Genomic DNA, 19,941 nt, shown 5'->3' with positions numbered 1-19,941 from the left:
GCGCCATGGCCAATAAACGAGGCCTGGTTCAAGGTTTGGCGCACGATCTTGTACACGCGAAACATCTTTGTAGAACTTTTCAAAGCGCCTTCCAGTCGGACTTCTGCCCCCTGACTGGAAGAGCCGATGTCCGAACTTACCCTTCGCATCGCTGAAGTAGCCACAGGCCACGACGCGCGTTTTCCTGCCGCCAGTCGTTTCAGCGAACTCACCTCCCTGCTGCAGCAGCCGGCCTTCGATGTCGTGGTGCTGAGTGCCAGCGAAGCCGAGAACCTGGCGATGCTGCAAACCTTGCGGCGCCAGCCAGCTTATCGCCTGAGCCTGATCTACTGCGCCAGCCAGGCGCCACTGGCCGTGGCGCTGAGCGACGGCCCGGCGCCCACGCAGCCGAGCATGCTGCAGCAGGCCTGGCAGCAATGGCGCGAGCGCTTGAGCCTGTTCAACAATGGCCGCGCACCCGAGGGCCTCGAAGCGCAGTTGCTCGCCTACCTGTGGCTGCGCGCGCCAGGCACGCTCAAGGCAGTGCGTGCGCCGTCTTCGGCCAGGCACTACGTCTATCCGCTGCTCGAGGCGCTGGGCGATGACCAGGTCAATGGCCTCGCGCAGGTGCAGAACCTGGCCCAGCGCAACCTGCTCGACAGCACCGCACTGGTCGATCGCATCCGCCTGTGCCGCAGTTGCGGCAGTGGCCACCTGAACTACGTCGACGTGTGCGTGGAATGCAATTCCCTGGACATCGCCCGACAGCCGTCGCTGCACTGCTTCACCTGCGGGCACATCGGCGCCCAGACCGAGTACCTCAAGGATGGTGCCCTCGTCTGCCCCAACTGCTTGACGCGCCTGCGCCATATCGGCACCGACTACGACCGACCACTGGAAAACTACAACTGCAACAGTTGCGATGCCTTCTTCGTCGATGCCGACGTACAGGCGCGCTGCCTGGATTGCGGCGAGCACCACGCGCCGGACGAGCTGCAGGTTCGCGAAATCCGCGACTATCAGCTGTCCGAAGGCGGCCTGCTCACCGCCCGCCAGGGGCTGGAACGCAATACCGACAATTACTTCCGTGGCCTGCCGGTGGTCGGCGCCGGCACCTTCAAGACCCTGCTCGACTGGCAGCTGGAGCTGATCGAGCGGCACAAGGCGCCGACCTTCGCGCTGCTCGGCATGCGCTTTCGCAACCTGGGCCGGGTACTCGAACGCCTGGGCCCACAACGCGGCCACGCCCTGCTCGACACCCTGATCGAGCGCATCCAGGTGGCCATCCGCGACACCGACCGCTGCACCCGCAGCAGTGAGGAACAGCTCTGGCTGCTGCTGATGTACACCGATTCGGCCGGTTTGCGCCGGGTGGTCGAGCGCATCAACGAAATCAGCGAGCTGTTCGTCGGAGAGGATCTCCAGGACATTCGCCTGACCACCAGCGGCTGCGTCGCCCCCAGCGGCCTGATCGACAAGGAAGACGCCGAGCTGCTGATGGCCCGCCTCGCCGGAGAGCTCTGATGAACGCGCTGGTCGAGCATCTGCACGCGTGGCTGGGCGAGATCTATGGCGCCAATGGTCATTGGCGGCTGTTTCTCATGGTTTTCCCGTACTTCCTGCTGCTGGAGGTGCCGCTCAACCTCATGGTGCTGCTCGGCACCCTGCGCTGGTTCGTACGCAAGCGAAGTGCGCTGCCGCTGCACAACACCTGGCATCCGCGGGTGTCGTGCATCATCACCTGCTACAGCGAGGGCCGCGATGTCGAGCTGACCCTGCGCAGCCTGGCCGAGCAGACCTACCCCGGCATGATCGAGATCATCCCGATCGTCGACGGCGCCGCCGCGAACAAGGCCACCACCGAGGTGGTGCGACGCTTCAAGGCCGACCAGCGCCTGCCGCGCAACCGGGTGATCCGCCCCATCGCCAAATGGCAGCGCGGCGGACGGGTGTCGTCGCTCAACACCGGCCTGGCGTACAGCACCGGCGAGATTCTCATCAACGTCGATGGCGACACCTCGTTCGACAACGACATGGTGGTGCGCATGGTCAGCCACTTCCGTGACCCCAAGGTGCCCGCCGTCGCCGGCAGCCTGCGCGTGCGCAATGCCAGGCAATCGTGGGTGGCGCGCATCCAGGCGCTGGAGTACCTGCTGTCGATCCACATGTGCAAGATCGGCCTGGCCGAGTGGAACCTGGTCAACAATGTCTCCGGGGCCTTCGGGGCCTTTCGCCGCAGCTTCCTGCAGCAGATCGGCGGTTGGGACACCCATACCGCCGAAGACCTCGACCTGACCCTGCGCATCAAGGCGTACTTCCGGCGCTACGGCCTGCGCATTCCGTTCGAGCCCCAGGCCATCGGCCATACCGATGCACCGGCGACCTTGCGCGGCTTTCTCGACCAGCGCCTGCGCTGGGACGGCGACCTGTTCTTCGTCTACGTGCGCAAGCACCGCCACGTGTTCACACCGCGCCTGCTCGGCTGGCCGAACTTCCTGATGCTGATGGTCAGTGGCCTGTTCTTTCAGCTGGTGCTGCCTTTCATCATCCTCGGCTACAGCCTGGTGGCGGTGATCATCCTGCCGTTCACCGCGCTGGTGTTCTATTCGCTGCTGATCTACGCGCTGTACCTGGTGATGAGCACGCTCCTGTACCTGGGCCTGATGCTGATGGTCAGCGAGCGGCCCAGGCAGGACCTGCGGCTGATCTGGGTGCTGCCCTTCTACCCCTTGGCGATGTACGCCCTGCGCTGCTGGAGCGTGGTCGCCATTCTCAATGAAACCCTGCGGCGCGGGCACGAGGAGTCGAGCATGGCGCCCTGGTGGGTGCTCAAGCGGGCCAATCGATTCTGAGGCGCTATTACTAGATGACTGCACCACGACCTTCACGTCTGCTGCTGCCGCTGCTGTGCTGCGCGCCGCTGCTGGCAGGCGCCACGCCCCTGAGCCTGGAGCAGGCCCTGCAACAGGCCGGCGACGGCAGCCCGGCGGCCAACGCTGAACTGCAGGCGCGCTACGCGGCCCGCGACCAACGCGAGAGCGAATCCGGCTGGGAGATGTTCGGCAACGCCAACGTCGGCCGTTACCGCGAACTGGTGACCGACGAAGTTCGCGACGATTACTACGGGCGCAGCTTCGCGGTCGGCGTGCGCTACCCGCTGCTCGGCAGCCTGCGCCGACGCATGGATGCGGTGCGCGACAGCGAACGCGACATTCGCCTCGGCGAGATCGAACAGGGCTATCGCCGCGCCCAGCAGCGTTTGGCCATCCGCAGCACCTATGCGGACTGGTGGCGGGCCACCCAGGAGCAGCGCCTGTGCCGGGATGTCGAGCGCGCCGCACGCGATGCCGACCAGCAGGTGCAGACGCGCCTGGACGGCAAGTGGATCCTGCCGTCCGACGCCCAGCTGATGCGCAGCGAATGGACCGCGGTAACCCAGCGCTGCGCCATGCAGGACGGTTTGCTGACAGATATCCGCGCCAGCCTGCAAAGCCTCGGCGTGCAGGTCGACGGCAACGACACGCCAGTCGCCTCGGCCCTGGCCAGCGACCCGCAACCCTTGCAGGCCTGGCAGACGCAGCTCGAAGACAACCCGCGCGTCGCCGGGCGCAGCGCCGAACTGGCCAATGCCGAGCTGGGCCGCAAGCAGCCCTGGTACAGCGCCATCGAGTCCTACGTCAACGTCGCCCAGACCCTGGAGCAGCGCAGCGGCGCCAGCGATGACGGCAGTGGCCTGAGCGCCGGCATCACCTTCTCGGCGCCCTTCGACCTGTTCGACTACGGCTCCGCCCGCGGCCGCGAGGGCGAAGCGCGCTACCAGGCGGCGGTGCAGGCGCTGGAGCGCGAGCGCGGCGATGTGTTGCGTGAACTGGGCAAGGTGTTGGAGCAGCAGCGCCGCCAACTCAACGAATACCAGTGGCGCAGCGAACGGCGAGACGCCCTCGACACCATCATCGCCGAGCGCCGCCAACGCGGCAGCCTGGATGCCGGCGAAGCCAGCCTGCGGCTGCTGCAGGCCGAGGTCGATCACTACAACGCCGGCTTCGCGCAGATTTCCGCCTGGCACGGCGCCTGGCTGCAGGACTCGGCGCTGCGCCTGTTCGGTGATGACAGCCCGGGCTTCGAACGCCTGCTCGGCAACCGCGTGGTGCACTGGCAAGGCGAAAACACCGTCATGCCGGCACAGGCGGCCACGCAAACCGACTGGAGCCAGGGCGCGTACATCTGGGACAGCGTCGCCCTGCTCGATGCGCATCAGCGCAGCGGCCAACTGAACGCCCTGCAGCAGGCCGGCATCAGCCAGTTGCACGTCGGCCTGACTGCGCTGCAGGTCGCTGACATGCAGCGCAGCCACCCGGCCCTGGGCGCCTTGCTGCAGGCTGCCCACGCCCGCGGCATGCGGGTCACCCTGCTGCTCGGCGACCCGGACTGGCTGAAACCGCGCAAACGCCAGGGGCTGATCGACCTGATCGGCCAGCTCAGGGACCTGCCCTTCGACGCCCTGCACCTGGACCTGGAAGTCGAGCAGCTCGGTTGGCCGGTTCCCGATCAGCGTCTGCACGACTGGCTCGACACCGTGCGCGAGGCCAAGGCCGCCGCGCCCTGGCCGCTCAACCTGTCCAGCCACCCGCGGTGGTTCGACGAGCACGTCAATCGCCAGCCCTGCGTGCCCTGCGAACTGCAGCGCATCGGGGTCGGCGAGATCAGCCTGATGATCTACACCCGCAACCCGCAGAGCAGCGCCAATCGGGCCCTGGCCATCGCCAAACAATGGCCGGCCCTGAAGCTGCGTCTGGCCCAGAGCGTGGAGGTGGATCAGCCCGCCGACCTGAGCTGGGCGGACGCCTCCCACACGCAATTGCAACAACAGGTAGTGAACTGGCAGAACGCTCTGCGCCCGGCTGGAGTGGGCGGTATCGACTGGCAATCCTGGACCGATTACCCGAGAAGCCGATGAAGATACGTTTCAATAGCCCGAAAGAACGACACCCGACCCAGGACAACGGCATGCAGGTGCTCTACGCACCCGGCAAACGCCTGGCCTTCCGGCTGCGCTGGTACCTGATCCTGTTCCTGATCCTGCTGCCCGCCCTGTGGCTGGCCGGGCGCTACGGCCTGGAACTGATACGCGTCGAGGCACCCGCGCTGGTGCGCCTGCCCACCATGGAAGTGCGCGCCATGCAGCCCGGCCAGGTGGAAAGCATCCGCGTGCAGGCAGGTGATCACGTGGATATCGGCACGCCGCTGGTGGAGCTCGACAACCCCGAATGGCGCCTGCGCCTGAACCTGCTGCAAGGCGGCTCGGCGCCAGTTGCAGCACCGGTCGGCGACCTGGGCGCGCGCAACCGTGCGGTGCTGCAGAGCCTGGTCAACCGCGCCTCGCAACGGGTCAACGACACGCGTCGGCTGGTGCAGCAAGGCGCCGCCACCCGCGGCGAGCTGGTCGAAGCGCAGAATGCCCTGGACAGCCGTGAGGCCGAGTTACTGGATTTCGAGCGCAGCCTGAGCGGCGTCGGCAGCAGCGAAGGCGAGCGTTATGAGCGCCAGCAGCAACTGGAAAGTCGCTGGCTGGCCGGCCAGCTCGAGCAGATGCAGGTCAGTGCCAGCGAGCGCGGCCGAGTGGCAGAAGTGGTCACCGCACCCGGTGAGAATGTCGGCCCCGGCACCCTGCTGATGCGCCTGGAACGCAGCGGACCAGCGCAATTGTGGGTGTACCTGGACCCCAAGGATGTCGAGCACGCCATCCCCGGTTCGCCACTCGACGTGCGCTTGCCCGACGGCGACTGGATCAAGGCGGAAGTGATCAATCCGGCAGAGAGCGCCAACCCATTGCCCAGCGATCTGCGCCAGCCGTTTCGCAGCCCCACCCGCGGGCTGATGGTGCCGGCGCGCTTCACCGAGCCGCTGGCCAACGAGTGGCGCGTCGACTCGCTGCCGGTGCGCGTGCGCTTCCCGAATGAGCACTTCACTCTGTTCGGCATGCGCTTCTGAGCAGGGTGCTCCTGGCAGGCCGCAAGCCTGCCTATCGCACCGTATCGGGAAACCTGACCACCGCGCTGAAGCCTCGCGGGGTGGCGTTGCTGAAGCCGATGGAGCCGCCCAGATGATGGGCGATCATGCCGACGATGGCCAGCCCCAGCCCCGCACCCTGCGGGTTGCCGGCGCTGTGGAAGCGTTCGCCGAGGCGCGGTATGCGGGCCTCCTCGACGCCTGGCCCTTGATCGACGACCTGCAGGTGCACGCCCTCGCCTTCCCGGCAAACGCGCACGCTCACCTCGCTGCCGGGTGACGAGAAGGTCAGCGCGTTGCTGACCAGGTTCTGCAGCAGGATCACGATCAACCCGCGATCGCCCTGAATCAGCGCCGTTTCCTCGGCCTCCAGGGCCAGGTCGATCCGCCGGTTCAGGGCCAGCGGCGCCAGGTCGGCCAGCTCCTCGCGCACCACAGCGGTCAGGTCCAGCGGCTGCAGGTTCTGCGATGGCGCCTCCAGCCGCGCCATGGTCAGCAGCTGGCTGGCGATGCGGGTGGCGCGATGTACACCGTGCTTGAGGAAGGCCAGCGCCTCCTCGCGCTCCTGCACGCTTTCGGCCTGCGCCGCGTTACGCACGTGAATCTCGAGAATCGCCAGAGGCGTGCGCAGCTCATGGGCGGCATCGGCGATGAAGCGGCGTTCGCGTTCGAGCAGCGCGCGCAGCTGGCTCAATACGTCGTCCAGAGCCAGGCGCATGGGTTCCAGCTCCGGCGGCAGCGGCCCTGTCGGCAGCGGCTCCAAGCTGTGCTCGGGGCGCTCACGCAGTTGTTGGGCCAGGCGCTGCAATGGGCGCAGCCCCCAGCCGAGCAGCAGCCAGATGAACGCGGCCAGCAACGGCAGGCAGACCAGCGTCGGCATCAGGGTGTGCTGGAGAATCTGGTGGATCAGGTCCTGGCGCAGGTCCTCCCGCTCACCGACCCAGATGCGCAGGCCGCCTGCGCTGTCGTCGAGCAGCACGCCGCACCACTCCTGATCGTTGAAGAAGAATTCGTGAATGCCCGGCGCCGGCAGTTTCGTCAGGTGCGGCGCCTGTTCGGAGCGCACCAGCAGATTACCGTCGCGGTCCCATACCTGGAACGCCAGGTTGATTTCGTAGGGGTGCGAGAACACCCCATCGGCGGAGCGATCCAGGGCGCCATCCAGCGCCTGGCGAACGAACTGCCAGTCCACCGGCCGGCCGTCGGGCTGCTGCAGCATGCCTTGCAGCACCCGTGCAGCTTGCACCAGTTGTGCGTCGTAGACCGCTTCGGTCTGCCGGTGGCTGTCGCGCAGGGCCAGCAGCACCAGGGCCAGGCTGCCGGCCAGGACCAGGGCGATGGTCGGTGCCAGAATGCGCGTGCGGATGGAAATCACGACGTCTGCTCCACCAGATAACCGACCCCGCGTACGGTACGGATCAACTCGCTGCACAGTTTGCGGCGCAGGTTGTGGATCAGCACCTCCAGCGTATTGCCCGGGCCGCTCTCCTGCCAGCCGTACAGGGCGCCGGCCAGGCGCTCGCGAGTGACCACCACGCCGGGGCGAATCAGCAACTGGTGCAGTAGCTGGTATTCCATGGGCGTCATCGGCACGGCGCGGCCCTGGTAACGCACCTCCTGGGTGGACGGGTCGAGGGTCACGCCGGCGAACTCCAGCACCGGCTGGGCACGGCCCTGGCTGCGTCGCAGCAAGGCGCGGATGCGCGCCTTCAGTTCCTCGGGGTCGAAGGGTTTGACCAGGTAGTCGTCGGCGCCGGCATCCAGGCCCTGAATCCGGTCATCCATGGCATCGCGGGCGGTGAGCACCAGCACCGGCACGGCGTTCTCGCTGCGCGCGCGCAGTTGACGCAGCAGGGTCATGCCATCCAGGCGCGGCAGGCCGAGATCGAGCAGCACCAGGTCGAACCGTTCGCTGCGCAGCGCATGGGCGGCTTCGACGCCGTCCTCCAGCCAGTCCAGCGTATAGCCTTCGCCGCGCAGGGCCACGCGGATCCCGCGCGCCAGGGCACGATCATCTTCAACCAGCAGGACACGCACGGCACGCACCTCGTCATCGATAAAACGGCGCCATCATGCGCTTCGCGCGGCGCATTGGGCAGGGGTAGATGTTACCGACCTTTGCCCATTAAGACTTTCCTAAGCTTCGCGTCGCAAGGTGCTCCTGACTACCCCAAGAAGGAGACTCACCATGCGTTACGTCGCGCTTTTCGCCCTGCTGCTCGGCAGCCCGCTGGCCATGGCCAGCACCGAATGCACCACCGCCGACCGCTCGACCTGGCAGGACCCGGAGCAGTTCCAGGCCAAGCTCAAGGAACAGGGTTACCAGATCAGCAAGTTCAAGGTCACCAAAGGCAACTGCTACGAGATCTACGGTTTCGACAAGGACAAGCGCAAGGTCGAGATCTATCACGACCCGGTCAGCGGCAAGGCCATCAAGACCGAGATCGAAGACTGATGCAGGCGGCGACGATACGACTCTGGGATCCCCTGATCCGCCTGTTCCACCTATCGGTAGCCGGGGTCTTCGTCGCCAACTATTTCTTTACCGAGGAAGGTGACGATTGGCACACCTGGCTCGGTTACTACGCCTGCGCCTGGCTCGCCGTGCGCCTGATTTGGGGCTTCGTCGGCCCGCGCAGCGCGCGCTGGACGGACTTCTGGCCAACCCGCTCACGCCTTGCCGACCACCTCGGCCGATTGCTCGAGGGTGAACCGCACCGCCGCCTCGGCCACTCGCCGATCGGCGCCCTGGTGATGCTGCTGATGATGACGGCCATCGCCACCCTGGGCATCAGCGGCTTTCTGATGCAGGAAGTCGATGCCCTGTGGGGCGCCGACTGGCCGCTCACGCTGCACGCCTGGGCCGCCAACGGCCTGGCGACGCTGGTGGCGATCCATATGGCTGCGGCCGTGATCGAAAGCCTGCACCTGGGCGAGAACCTGCCGCTGTCGATGATCACCGGCAAACGCCGCCCACCATCCGAACATCGCTGAGATTCGAACCCCATGCTGACCCTGCTCGCACCTCGCCGTGCCAGCGCCCCGCGCGCCTGGCTGTCGCTGCTTGCCCTGGCCACTCTGAGTTGCGGGCTGTTGCTCGCCGATGACTTTCTGCAGCAGCTGTTCACCCCTAACAACCACGCCGAGCTGGAAGCAGGCTACGTGGTCGTGCTGTGGCTGTTCAGCCTGGGCCTGTGGCTGTGCAACCTGCGCCCGCTGAGCATGATCATCCTGACGCTGTTCGCGGTGATGCAACTGATGCAGCTGGCCAATATCAGCTTCTTCGGCGAGCCGCTGACCGCCATCGACATCCAGTCGCTGCTCAACGACCCCGGCGAAGTACGCGAGACCGCCGCCCACAGCTTCGCCGAGCACTGGCCGGTGCTGCTCTGCGTGGGCATTCCCTACGGCCTGCTGCTGGTGCTGCACTGGCGCCTGCCGGGCCGGGTCAGCCTGCCGCAGAGCCGCTGGGCGCTGCTGCTGATCGCCGTGGTGCTGCTCTCCAAACCCTATCGCGCCACCTACCGCAACCTCGATTCCTTCGCCGCCAGCCCCAGCCGCAGCGCCCTGCACAACAACCTCAACGTGTTTTCCGCCTGGGCCGTGCACCTGGCATTCAAGCCGGAGTTCGAGCTGCCGCCCAGCACCTTCGCGCCCTATGCCCTGAGCCCGAGCCTGAGCGAAGCCAAGCACGTCTGGCTGGTGGTCGCCGACTCACTGCGCAGCGATCGCCTCGGCGTGTTCGGCTACGACCGCGACACCACGCCGAGACTGGCCGACTACCTGCGCGAGCATCCCAGTGCTTTCGTGCGCCCCGGCATCGCCGCTGGCGTGGCCACCGACGTCAGCCTGCCCTACCTGATCAACCCGATTCGCGAGCCAGGCAAGGATGCGCTGCTGCGCACCGGCGACATCAACCTGTTCCGCTTCGCCAAGCAGGCGGGCTTTCGCACCCACTGGATTTCCTCGCAGGAATCCAAGCTGCTGGCCAACCTGGGCAGCCGTTATCTGGACGTGTCGATCACCCGCGAAGACCATCCGGTACGCTTTCTCAAACTACAGGATCGCGCCCTGCTCGACGTACTCGACAGGCAGCGTTGGGCGCAGCGCAACTTCGTGGTGCTCAACCTGCGCACCGCGCACCTGCCCTACGCGCAGAACTACCGCCATGAAAAGACCCCGGCACCCTGGGTGGATCAGGGGCCCAATGGCCAGAGCAACGCCTACGACAACTCGGTGCATTACCTGGACGGCCTGCTGGCCGAGGTGATCGCCGACTTCGACCGCCTGGAGGGCGAGCGCTACCTGATCATCACCGGCGACCATGGCCAGCGCCTAGGCGAAGGCGGCCACTGGGGCCACAACGATCTGGTACCGGAAGTCAGCGACGTGCCGGTGATCGTCATCGGCCGCGAGGCCAAGGCCGAGACCATGGCGAGCCTGTCGGCCGAACGTTGGATCAGCCATTACGAAGCCGGCAAATGGCTGGCCGCGCGCCTCGGCACGCGCATCCACAACCCCAACCTGCGCCCCAACGAGCACTTCGTGCACGGCAAACTGCTGTTCACCGACAACTTCATCCAGCGCGTCTGCGAAACGCCCACGGGCCTGGTTCACCAACCGCCGCAGTTGCTGAGCATGCTGCTCAAGGAACCCGAAAAACGCTGCTAACGCTCAACCCTCGGCCGAGCGCAGGGTGATGCGGGTGATTTCCGAGGGCTTGCCCAGGCGCAGCGGGAAGCCGTTCCACAGGCCGGTGCCGTTACTCACATACAAGCGCATATCGCCGACCGCGTACTCGCCCGACACGTAACCCTCGTTGAACGCCTGGGTGACCCAGTGCATGCCCAGCACTTGGCCGCCATGGGTATGCCCGGACAGCTGCAGGTCGACGCCCGCCAACGCGTTGAACGAGGCGGCCAGGGGCCGGTGGCTGAGCAGGATCACCGCGGCGTCCTTAGGCGCCCCGGCCAGGGCCGCATCGACATCCGGCAGCGGCTGGCCGAAGCGCGCGGCGGCGGGGTCGGTGATGCCGGCCAGCACCAGGCTGGCGCCCGCATCAATGATCGTCACATGACTATTGAGCAGCATGGGCAGGCCCAACTGCGCGAAGTGCTCCAGCCACTGCTGGTACTCGGCGTAGTACTCATGGTTACCGGCAATCGCGTACACGCCCAGGCGCGCCTTCAAGGCGCGTAACGGCTCGACATCGCCGGTTCGCGCGGCGACGGTGCCATCCACCAGGTCACCGGTGATCACCAGCAGGTCCGGGTCGAGGGCGTTGGCTCTGGCGACCACCGCCTCCATCCACGGGCGCTGCAGCAGCCGGCTGGCGTGCAGGTCGGTGAGCTGCACCAGTTGCAAACCATCCAGTTCGGCGGGCAGCTGGGCCAGGGTGATTTCCACCTCGCGCACCTCCGGCACCCGCACCGCCTGCCAGACGCCCAGCGCCGACAGCAGGATCGCCCCGATACCGACTCCGGCGCGCAACCGAGGCGCCATGACGGCGGTACGCAGGCGCGGCAACAGCGCCGCGATATCCAGTACCAACAGCAGCATGGCGCTGATGAGCAGTGCACCGAAGGCGCAGCCCAGCACCATCAGCAACGTGCCCGGAATCTCCGGCGAGGCCATGCTGCCGAAGAACTGACGGGTCACCAGGTGGTGCTCGGCAACCGCCAGGATCAATACACCCAGCAGCGCCTTGACCGATCGCGGCCAGCGCTGCGGCCAGACAATTCGCCAGAATACATAGAGGGCCAGGATGGCCGTGATCAGGTGGAACACGTTTATCTCGCTCGCTCAAGATGAATCGGATGCCGCCCTCTGTGACAGCGCCGTCACCTGCGGGTGCAGCTCGCGTTCGCCACATTTTTCCCGGGCAAAAAAAACCGCCTCATCAGGGAGGCGGTAACCAAAGGATGATGAACCGGAGAGACCACCGGCCTCTTTCGAAAGCCCATGGTGTTGTGTTCATCGAGGTACAGGGTATCGGTAAAGCCCGCAGGCACCGCATCATTTGCGTCGATAGTGATAATCGAAGGCTGCCCGCTAGCGCCACGGCCCAATGGCCGCGCTAGTTGCCGCCAGCCAGCAGGGCGCGCACGCGCAGCAGGTCAGCCAGGGTATCGACGTCGGTTAGGATGCCCGGATCATCGAGTGGCAGCAGCAGAGCCCGCCCCTCACGGCGATAACGCTGCACCACCGAGGCGCCGCCCGCTTCACCGCTCAGGTCGGCAAGTGCCTCGAAGCATTCCCGGGCGAAGCCGACCGGATGGCCCCGGTTGCCCTGAAAAGTCGGTACCACTACCGGCTGCTGCGTCAGCGCCTGGGCCACCTGGCGCAGGCTCGGCGCGCCGATCAGCGGCAGATCGCCCGGCAGGATCAGCCAGCACGACGCCGCCGCCGTGGCCCGCACACCGGCGGCGATCGAGTCGGCCATGCCGTCGCCAGCGGCGCGGTGCACCACATGGTGCGCCAGGCCGGAACGCTGGACTGCCGCCAGCACGTGGTCGAGCACGGGCTTGCCGTGCAGGTCGGCCTGCAGCTTGCTGCCGTCACCGCCGGAAGTACGAAAACGCGTGCCGCGCCCGGCAGCGAGCACGATGACCACCGGGCCGTCGGTCATGACTACAGCGCGCCGCGGTCGATGCCGTTGGCGACACGCAGCACGTCGGCCAGGGTCGCCAGGGCGATCTCCGCAGGGGCTTTGCTGCCCAGTTGCAGGCCGATGGGCGCGTGGATGCGTGCCATATCTCCAGGCTGCAAACCGCCCAAGCGGGCCAGGCGCTCCAGGCGTTTGCCGCTGGTGCGCTGGGAGCCCATGGCGCCGATGTAGAACGCCTCGGTGCGCACCGCTTCGATCAGGGTCGGGTCGTCCATGCGCGGGTCATGGGTCAGGGCGAGGATCGCCGTGGCGCTGTGGGCGCCCTGCTCGGCGATGAACCGCGCCGGCAGAATTTCGATAGCCTGCACGCCTGGCACATTCACCTCGGCGATGATCTCGGCGCGCGGATCGCAGACGATCACTTCATAACCAAGCGCCACGGCAAAGCCGGCGCAGAACTCGGCTACCGGCGACCAGCCGGCCAGTACCACGCGCAGCACGGCGCCGATGCGAATCGACACCTGCTCGGCGCTACGATGGATCTTCGCATCGCTCATGCTGCCGGGCCGGCAGCGACTGCTGGCCTCCCCCAGCGGCACTTCGCGCACCAGCAACTCGCCACCGCCGAGCGCCTGCTCGACCTGGCCGAGCATGCGCTGCACGGCCTCGCCGGGCTGCAGGTACTCGACCAGCACATCCAGCACGCCGCCACAGGGCAGTGCGCGGGTGGGCGTCAGGCCGCCTTCGCCGTAGCGCACGATCTGGTTGCAGGGCGCGAACCCGGCATTCTGCACGCGCTCGAGAAAATCCTCCTCGACGCAGCCACCGGACAGCGAGCCGCACGAGGCGCCGGACGCCAGCGCCGCCAGCATCGCTCCCGGCGCCCGCGGTGCCGAACCGAATGTCGACAGCACAGTGCACAGCCAGACGCCATGGCCCTGCTGCAGCCAGCCGAGAGCCTGCTGGATCACCTGCAGGTCAAGTTGCTTCATCGACACCCCCTCATTCCACGGCACCGGGCGCACGCACGGCGGCACCATTTCAGCATGCAATTTGGTGGCCGGGTTGGCGCTTCGGTTCAGTGTATTTGCCGGCGGGCAGCGGCTGATCGGGCCAGGGATCTGGCGCCTATGGAAGAGGCGCCTAACGCGACGGGATACGGCCGCAGCGCAGCCCGAAAAATCAGACGAAGCTCTGGCGCGCAGCACCACGGGGCAGGCGATTGCGGCCCGGCAGTTGCTCGATCCTCTGCTGCCAGGCGGCCTTCACGCTCAGGGTCGCTTTCTCGGCGCTCTCGGCGGGTTTGGCCGGGGCCTTGGCGGCGCGGGCGGCAGCGCGCAGTTCGGCCAGGGTTGGCGTGCGGTTGGTGGTGACCGGCGCAGCGGCCTTGTCCAGCGAACGCAGGCAGAGTTTGCAGGAAACCTGCGCCTGATCCTCGGTGGTACTCAGGCTCGCGCCGCTACGGCCGCAGGCGATGGTGTTCGAGGAAGGCGAGAAGTGAATGGCCAAGATGGCATCTCCAGCAGTAAAACGGGGCGGCGATTTTACATACCCGCCGCGATTTCTGCGCACTCACCTGTCACAGTGAGCCTTGGTCGCTGGCGTGGGACGCTCAGCCGCGCGGAGTGCCGGGCTGCTGAGCCTTGTCTGGCGTCATCGACGCGCACATGGCGAGCAGCTGGGCAACGCTCCAGGGCTTGGGTATCACGGCGACGTTGAGGCCGTCGAAATCCGTGGAGGCCCCGAGGAAGCCCGAGGAAATGATGATCGGCAGATCCGGGAAACGGTCACGAATCAGGTGCGCGAGAAAGATGCCGTCGATGTCGCCGGGCATGCTGAAATCGGTAAGCACCATGTCCACCTGGCCGTCACTGCTGGCGAGGTATTCCCAGGCGTCGTCAGCACAGGGGAAGGCTTTGACCTCGTGGCCTTCGTCTTCGAAGATCTCCACGAGCATCTCCCTGATGGAGCGTTCGTCTTCGGCTATGACTATCAGTGGCATCGCTGGGATCCGGCAGTAAGGGTCAGGCTCTGACCGGCTCGGCCAGGCAAGATTTCATTAATTTTTCATGGCGCCGACTGGTGGCGCGTGCGAGGCGGGATCGTCGCCCGCCAACTCGGCGGGCGACGATGGGCCGGGGCCCGATCAGGCCAGGCGGAAGCGGCCCACCAGCTTCTGCTGGTGATCGGCGAGGCGCGCCAGTTCCTGGCTGGTGACGGCGGTCTGCTCGGCACCGGAACTGACCTGGATGGCCACGTCGTTGATCTCCACCACGTTGCGGTTGATGTCTTCGGCCACCGCGCTCTGCTCCTCGGCCGCCGCGGCGATCTGCATGTTGCGGTCGCTGATGCTGGAAACGCCCGAGGCGATATCGCCCAGCAGGTCGCCGGCACGCTCGATGTTGCTGGCACCGGCGCGGGCCTTGCCGAGGGTTTCCTGCATGGACTGCGTGGCCAGGTCGGAGCCGCGCTGCAGGTTGGCGATCATCTCCTGAATGTTGCCGGTGGACTCCTGGGTTTTCTGCGCCAGGGTACGCACCTCGGAGGCCACTACTGCGAAGCCGCGACCGTGATCGCCAGCGCGTGCCGCCTCGATGGCCGCGTTGAGGGCCAACAGGTTGGTCTGGTCGGCGATGCCGCGAATCACGTCGAGCACCGAGGAGATCGAATCGCTTTCGTGCTTGAGGTCGCCAATGATGCGCGCGGTGTCATCGGCCTGGGTCGACAGCTCACGGATCACCTCGACGGTGCGCTCGATTTCCAGGCGGCCCTGGGTGGTGCTGAGGTTGACCTGGCGTGACATCTCCGCGGCGTCGTTGGTGCTCTGCGCCACTTCGCGAACCGTGGCGCTCATCTCGTTGATGGCGGTGACCACCAGCTCGGTGCCCTGGCGCTGACGCTCCAGGCTGTTGCTGGTTTGCAGGGTGACCGCCGAGCACTCCTCGGCCGCGGTCGCGACCTGGGCGGTGGCCGAGCCGATTTCCTGGACGATCTGCGTCAGTTCCTCGGCCATGATATTGAGGTTGCGGGTGATCTCGCCGAACTCGTCCTTGCCCACATAACCCGAACGGGCCGTCAGGTCACGCTGCGACAGCGCCAGCAAGGCACGGTTGGCCTCGCCCACCGCCAGGTTGATGTTGCGGATGATCAGGTAGGACAACGCGCCCACCACCGCCATGGCGATCAGCACGCTGATGGCCGTCGTCCACAACATGGCCGACGCTTTCGCGCGCGCCTGGGCGGCCAGGTCACCGACGCTTTGCCCCAGCTCGCTTTCCACCTCGCCCATCAGGTCGATGCGATTGGTGGAGGTCTGGAACCAGTCGGTGGCCTTCACGCCCAGGGAATCGCCGATCGGCGTGTCGAAAGACAGCTTCTGCAAGCGCGCCACTTCGAGGGCGCTGGGCTGCTGCATCTTCTCGTCGAGCTTGCGCACGAACTCTGGCGAAGCGTTGCGGCGAAAGCCTTCCGAATAGGCGGTGAACTCGCCAAGGTTGCGGCTGAAGGTAGAGAGCAGGTCCGCATCGAAGCGATCCTGATTGAACACCACGCCCAAGGTCGCGCGCTCGCGTCCAGCGCGCTCCTTCATCTCGATGAACTGGTTGAGCGAGGACAGCGCCCGCGACAAGGTCGGATCCTTGACCGAGCGTTCGACGGCGTGGGTGTAGCCGACCAGCTTGCGGATGATGTCGGTGAAGCGCGCGCCGGACTCACGGTTGTTGATCGCCAGCTTGTCGATCTGCCCACGCATGGCATCCAGCCCGCTCAACGCAGCCAGCGCCTCATTCAGCCCGGCATCGACATTGCCCAGCGCGCGTGCGTCGGCCAGGGCGGTGTCGGTCTGGCCGCGCATGCGCAGCAGCACGTCCTGCATGGTCTTGCCCTGGCTGCCCAGGAATACGCCACTGGCGCCGCGCTCGCGCTGCAATACGGTGATCAGTTGGCTGACCTTCTGCGCGACGACACTGGCCTCCTGGGTCCGCTCCATCTCCTGCAAGGTCTGGTAGCTGCTGTTGACCTGCAGAGCGGCCAGCCAGAGAAAGCCCAGCAACGGGCAGGCGAGAATCAACAAGAGCTTGAGGCTCAAGGGGATGTTTCTGAGCACGACGTTTCACCTATTCAATTTACTTCGGCAGTTCTGATTACGAAGCGAAGGGTTGCCTGTTGTCGCACCGTCTGCGCGGCGCGTTGAACAGGGGGACGCATTTGGCATGCGGCACGTTAGGCAATGGACGAGGTACAGACAGGCAATCGGCGCGAGACAGCCAATCTTTAATAAAGTTCGATGAACCAGGCGACAGTAGCTCGACGACCGCTAAATCAGATATGTGCCGCTAGTCGATTCGCTCTTGCTGCTCCTGGGGCAAAGATGGATCGACCTCCAGCCACGGCAAACGGCTCTGGGTCCAGATATGCCGGTCGGCGGCGGCGTGTTCGGGGTGATCGAGCGTGGCGATGGTCACGTCCAGGCTGTTCGGGCTCAGAGTGGTGAACAGCGCCAGATGGGCGCCGCAGGTCGGGCAGAAGTAGCGCTCGCAGCTGGGCGAGGAGGCGAAACGCGCCGGTTCGCCGCGTAGCCAGGTGAAGGCTGCCAGCGGCACGGTGATCCAGGTCACCAGGATGCCGCCGGTGCTGCGTCGGCACACCGAGCAGTGGCAGTGGGCGATATCGCGCAACGGCGCGCGGAACTGGTAACGCACGGCGCCGCATTGGCAGCCGCCCTGATGCGAATCGCTCATCCCGCTCTCCTTGAAACCTCGTGATATCCCAGCTTGCCTGATCAAACGGCACTGGCGAAGATGCACCCTCACCACCACCGGGGGCTCCCGTGACCGAACTGCTCTTGGCCCTTTGGCCACTCTTCGCGCTGATCGTCGGCGGCTACGTGCTCAGCCGTCGCGGCTTCCCCAACGAAGCCTTCTGGCCAGGCGCCGAACGCCTCAACTACTTCATCCTGTTCCCCGCGCTGCTGTTCAACAGCCTGGCCACCGCACCGCTGGACAACCCGCAGCTGCCGCGCATGGCACTGGCCGTGTTGCTCGGCCTGGGCATCGCCTGGCTGGCGCTGCTGGTGGTGCGTCGCCTGCGCGGCTGGCCGGCGGCGCGCTTCGGTGCTTTCAGCCAAGGCATCCTGCGTTTCAACACGTACCTGGGCCTGGCCGCCGTGGGCAGCCTGTTCGGCCAGCCGGGCCTGACTCTGGCAGCCCTGATGCTGGCGCTGATGGTGCCGACCGTCAACGTGCTATCGGTCTGGTCACTGACCGCCGAGCGGGGCGTCAGCGCGCGCAGCCTGCTGCTGCCGATCATCCGCAACCCGTTGATCCTGGCCTGCCTGGCCGGTGCGCTGGTCAACCTGAGCGGCCTGGGTTTGCCCGGCGGCAGCGGTCGACTGCTCAGCCTGCTGGCGGCGGCAAGCCTGCCGCTAGGCCTCTTGTGCGTGGGCGCGGCGCTGAAACCCGAACAGCTGGGCGGCGAGGTACCGGCCCTGGCCTGGAACAGCCTGCTGCGCCTGCTACTGATGCCACTGCTGGCCCTGGCCGTGGCCGTCGGGCTGCAGTTGCCGGCCATGGAAAGCACCGTACTGGTGCTGTTCTTCGCCCTGCCCACCGCACCGACCGCCTATGTGCTGACCCGCCAGTTGGGCGGCGATGCCAACCTGATGGCCGGCATCATCACCTTGCAGCATCTGCTGGCTGCCGCTTCGCTGGTGGCGGTGCTGGCGCTCCTCGAACGCCTGCTCTGAAAGCACCGCGACGCGGACCACAGGGTCCGCGTCGCCTGCCCAATTTCCTGTTCGCAGCCCTGGTTTCGGCGAAAGCTGGCTGAAAGCTTCGTGTTCTAGCATCCGCGCACTGACCGACACAGATTGGTCGATGAGCTGCCGCCAGTGAGGCCCGCAGCTGCCGTCAACAAGAACAAAACAGGTAATTAACCATGTTCCGCCTCAGCTACTCACGCCTGAATCGCCCTCTCCGCTCGCCTCGACGCTAGCCACTCGCGCGTTACCCGCCCCTAGCCGAATCACGTCCGGAGAATCTCCATGCTCACATTCCTTGGCTTCGCCATGGTCTCGACCTTCATGTACCTGATCATGAGCAAACGCCTGTCGGCGTTGATCGCTCTGATCATCATTCCGATCATCTTCGCCCTGATCGGCGGCTTCGCCGAGCAGATCGGCCCGATGATGCTCGAAGGCATCAGCAAGCTCGCGCCCACCGGCGTGATGCTGATGTTCGCCATCCTCTACTTCGCCATCATGATCGACTCGGGCCTGTTCGATCCGCCCGTGCGCCTGATCCTCAAGCTGGTCAAGGGCGACCCGCTGAAGGTCGCGGTCGGCACCGTGGCCCTGGCGCTGATCGTCTCCCTGGACGGCGACGGCTCGACCACCTACATGATCTGCGTGGGCGCCATGCTGCCGCTGTACAGCCGCCTGAAAATGAGCCCGACCATCATGGCCGGCCTGATCATCATGGCCGGCGGCATCATGAACATGACGCCCTGGGGCGGCCCGACCGCACGCGCCGCCAGTGCCCTGCACGTCGACCCGTCGGACGTGTTCGTGCCGATGATTCCCGGCATGATCGTCGGCGCCATCGTGCTGTTCGGCGTGGCGTACCTATACGGCATGCGCGAGCGCAAGCGCCTGGGCGTGCTGCAACTGCCGGACGACCAGAGTGCTCAGGAAGAAATCAGCGTGTCGCAGTTCCCCGAGGCTCGCCGCCCCAAACTGCTGTGGATCAACGCCATTCTCACCGTGGTGCTGATGACCACCCTGATCGCCGGCCTGCTGCCGATGCCGGTGCTGTTCATGATCGCCTTCAGCATCGCCATGATCATCAACTACCCCTGCCTGCAGCAGCAGAAGGACCGTATCGCCGCCCACGCCGGCAACGTCCTGGCGGTAGTCGGCCTGATCTTCGCGGCGGGTATCTTCACCGGCATCCTCAGCGGCACCGGCATGGTCGACGCCATGTCCAAGAGCCTGCTGGCGGTGATTCCGGACGCCCTCGGCCCGCACCTGGCGGTAATCACCGCCCTGGTCAGCCTGCCGTTCACCTTCTTCATGTCCAACGATGCGTTCTACTACGGCATTCTGCCGGTGCTGAACCAGGCCGCCTCCGGCTACGGCATCAGCGCCGTGGAAATGGCCCGCGCCTCCATCGTCGGCCAGCCGGTGCACCTGCTCAGCCCGTTGGTGCCGTCCACCTACCTGCTGATTGGCCTGGCGAAGATCGAATTCGGCGACCTGCAGCGTTTCACCCTGAAATGGGCGGTGCTGGTATGCATGGCGATCCTGGCTGCGGCGCTGGTGCTGGGCGTGTTTCCGCTGTTCGGTAGCTGAT

General features: G+C 66.1%; 18 protein-coding genes. 9 read left to right on the top strand and 9 right to left on the bottom strand.

Features of this window, described 5'->3' with window-relative positions; genetic code table 11:
* The first annotated feature begins 126 nt into the window (after window positions 1-126).
* Genes BVH06_RS16325 through BVH06_RS16310 form a run of 4 tightly spaced genes read left to right on the top strand, consistent with a single transcriptional unit; the run spans window position 127 to window position 5,970 of the window.
* Window positions 127-1,503 (top strand): diguanylate cyclase domain-containing protein, encoded by a 1,377-nt coding sequence (locus tag BVH06_RS16325; protein WP_075929889.1) that lies wholly within the window; start codon window positions 127-129, stop codon window positions 1,501-1,503.
* Window positions 1,503-2,831 carry a glycosyltransferase gene (locus BVH06_RS16320; RefSeq protein WP_075929888.1) on the top strand — a complete coding sequence of 443 codons (1,329 nt, stop codon included), beginning with the start codon at window positions 1,503-1,505 and terminating at the stop codon, window positions 2,829-2,831. Before BVH06_RS16325 ends, BVH06_RS16320 begins: the two co-directional genes overlap by 1 nt.
* A 14-nt stretch (window positions 2,832-2,845) precedes the next feature.
* Window positions 2,846-4,936 carry a hypothetical protein gene (locus BVH06_RS16315; RefSeq protein WP_075934788.1) on the top strand — a complete coding sequence of 697 codons (2,091 nt, stop codon included), beginning with the start codon at window positions 2,846-2,848 and terminating at the stop codon, window positions 4,934-4,936.
* Window positions 4,933-5,970 (top strand): HlyD family secretion protein, encoded by a 1,038-nt coding sequence (locus BVH06_RS16310; protein WP_075934787.1) that lies wholly within the window; start codon window positions 4,933-4,935, stop codon window positions 5,968-5,970. The genes BVH06_RS16315 and BVH06_RS16310 overlap by 4 nt, the downstream gene beginning before the upstream one ends.
* A 31-nt stretch (window positions 5,971-6,001) precedes the next feature.
* Here BVH06_RS16310 and BVH06_RS16305 read toward each other — a convergent pair whose 3' ends face one another.
* Window positions 6,002-7,363 carry an ATP-binding protein gene (locus BVH06_RS16305; protein ID WP_075929885.1) on the bottom strand — a complete coding sequence of 454 codons (1,362 nt, stop codon included), beginning with the start codon at window positions 7,361-7,363 and terminating at the stop codon, window positions 6,002-6,004.
* Window positions 7,360-8,025 (bottom strand): response regulator, encoded by a 666-nt coding sequence (locus BVH06_RS16300; RefSeq protein ID WP_075934793.1) that lies wholly within the window; start codon window positions 8,023-8,025, stop codon window positions 7,360-7,362. Before BVH06_RS16300 ends, BVH06_RS16305 begins: the two co-directional genes overlap by 4 nt.
* Window positions 8,026-8,176: 151 nt before the next feature.
* Between BVH06_RS16300 and BVH06_RS16295 the strand changes: the two genes are divergently transcribed.
* Genes BVH06_RS16295 through BVH06_RS16285 form a run of 3 tightly spaced genes read left to right on the top strand, consistent with a single transcriptional unit; the run spans window position 8,177 to window position 10,659 of the window.
* Window positions 8,177-8,443 (top strand): PepSY domain-containing protein, encoded by a 267-nt coding sequence (locus tag BVH06_RS16295; RefSeq protein ID WP_075929884.1) that lies wholly within the window; start codon window positions 8,177-8,179, stop codon window positions 8,441-8,443.
* Entirely contained in the window at window positions 8,443-8,982 is a 540-nt protein-coding gene (locus BVH06_RS16290) for a cytochrome b/b6 domain-containing protein (RefSeq protein WP_075934786.1), read from the top strand. Before BVH06_RS16295 ends, BVH06_RS16290 begins: the two co-directional genes overlap by 1 nt.
* Window positions 8,983-8,994: 12 nt before the next feature.
* The gene (locus BVH06_RS16285) at window positions 8,995-10,659 is read left to right on the top strand and encodes a phosphoethanolamine transferase (RefSeq protein ID WP_075934785.1); all 1,665 of its coding nucleotides are present in this window, start codon (window positions 8,995-8,997) and stop codon (window positions 10,657-10,659) included.
* A 3-nt stretch (window positions 10,660-10,662) separates the two neighbouring features.
* Here BVH06_RS16285 and BVH06_RS16280 read toward each other — a convergent pair whose 3' ends face one another.
* The 7 genes from BVH06_RS16280 to BVH06_RS16250 form a co-directional block, all read right to left on the bottom strand.
* Window positions 10,663-11,775: a metallophosphoesterase gene (locus BVH06_RS16280; RefSeq protein ID WP_075934784.1), complete on the bottom strand. Its 1,113-nt coding sequence runs from the start codon at window positions 11,773-11,775 to the stop codon at window positions 10,663-10,665.
* Between the two features lie 289 nt (window positions 11,776-12,064).
* Window positions 12,065-12,616: an NTP transferase domain-containing protein gene (locus tag BVH06_RS16275; protein ID WP_075934783.1), complete on the bottom strand. Its 552-nt coding sequence runs from the start codon at window positions 12,614-12,616 to the stop codon at window positions 12,065-12,067.
* A gap of 2 nt (window positions 12,617-12,618) precedes the next feature.
* Window positions 12,619-13,587, bottom strand: a complete 969-nt coding sequence (locus tag BVH06_RS16270) for an XdhC family protein (protein WP_075934782.1) — start codon at window positions 13,585-13,587, stop codon at window positions 12,619-12,621.
* A 190-nt stretch (window positions 13,588-13,777) separates the two neighbouring features.
* Complete coding sequence (locus tag BVH06_RS16265; RefSeq protein ID WP_075934781.1) at window positions 13,778-14,104, bottom strand: hypothetical protein; 327 nt, start codon at window positions 14,102-14,104, stop codon at window positions 13,778-13,780.
* Between the two features lie 103 nt (window positions 14,105-14,207).
* Window positions 14,208-14,597 (bottom strand): response regulator, encoded by a 390-nt coding sequence (locus BVH06_RS16260; protein ID WP_075934780.1) that lies wholly within the window; start codon window positions 14,595-14,597, stop codon window positions 14,208-14,210.
* A 144-nt stretch (window positions 14,598-14,741) separates the two neighbouring features.
* Window positions 14,742-16,646, bottom strand: coding sequence for a methyl-accepting chemotaxis protein (locus tag BVH06_RS16255; RefSeq protein ID WP_371915298.1), 1,905 nt, complete (start codon window positions 16,644-16,646; stop codon window positions 14,742-14,744).
* Window positions 16,647-16,929: 283 nt separating this feature from the next.
* On the bottom strand, window positions 16,930-17,334 hold the full coding sequence (locus BVH06_RS16250; protein ID WP_075929875.1) for a GFA family protein: 405 nt from the start codon (window positions 17,332-17,334) through the stop codon (window positions 16,930-16,932).
* Between the two features lie 89 nt (window positions 17,335-17,423).
* Here BVH06_RS16250 and BVH06_RS16245 point away from each other — a divergent pair, with 89 nt between their 5' ends.
* Both BVH06_RS16245 and BVH06_RS16240 read left to right on the top strand, forming a co-directional pair.
* The gene (locus BVH06_RS16245; RefSeq protein WP_075929874.1) at window positions 17,424-18,338 is read left to right on the top strand and encodes an AEC family transporter; all 915 of its coding nucleotides are present in this window, start codon (window positions 17,424-17,426) and stop codon (window positions 18,336-18,338) included.
* Window positions 18,339-18,635: 297 nt separating this feature from the next.
* Complete coding sequence (locus BVH06_RS16240) at window positions 18,636-19,940, top strand: CitMHS family transporter (RefSeq protein WP_075929873.1); 1,305 nt, start codon at window positions 18,636-18,638, stop codon at window positions 19,938-19,940.
* The last annotated feature ends 1 nt before the right edge of the window (window position 19,941 follow it).

Origin of the sequence: Pseudomonas sp. PA27(2017) (assembly GCF_001945445.1) — a bacterium.
Classification (GTDB): Bacteria; Pseudomonadota; Gammaproteobacteria; order Pseudomonadales; family Pseudomonadaceae; genus Aquipseudomonas.
The sequence above is the reverse complement of the archived record's forward strand: the minus strand, read 5'-3'. Positions and strand labels throughout refer to the sequence as shown.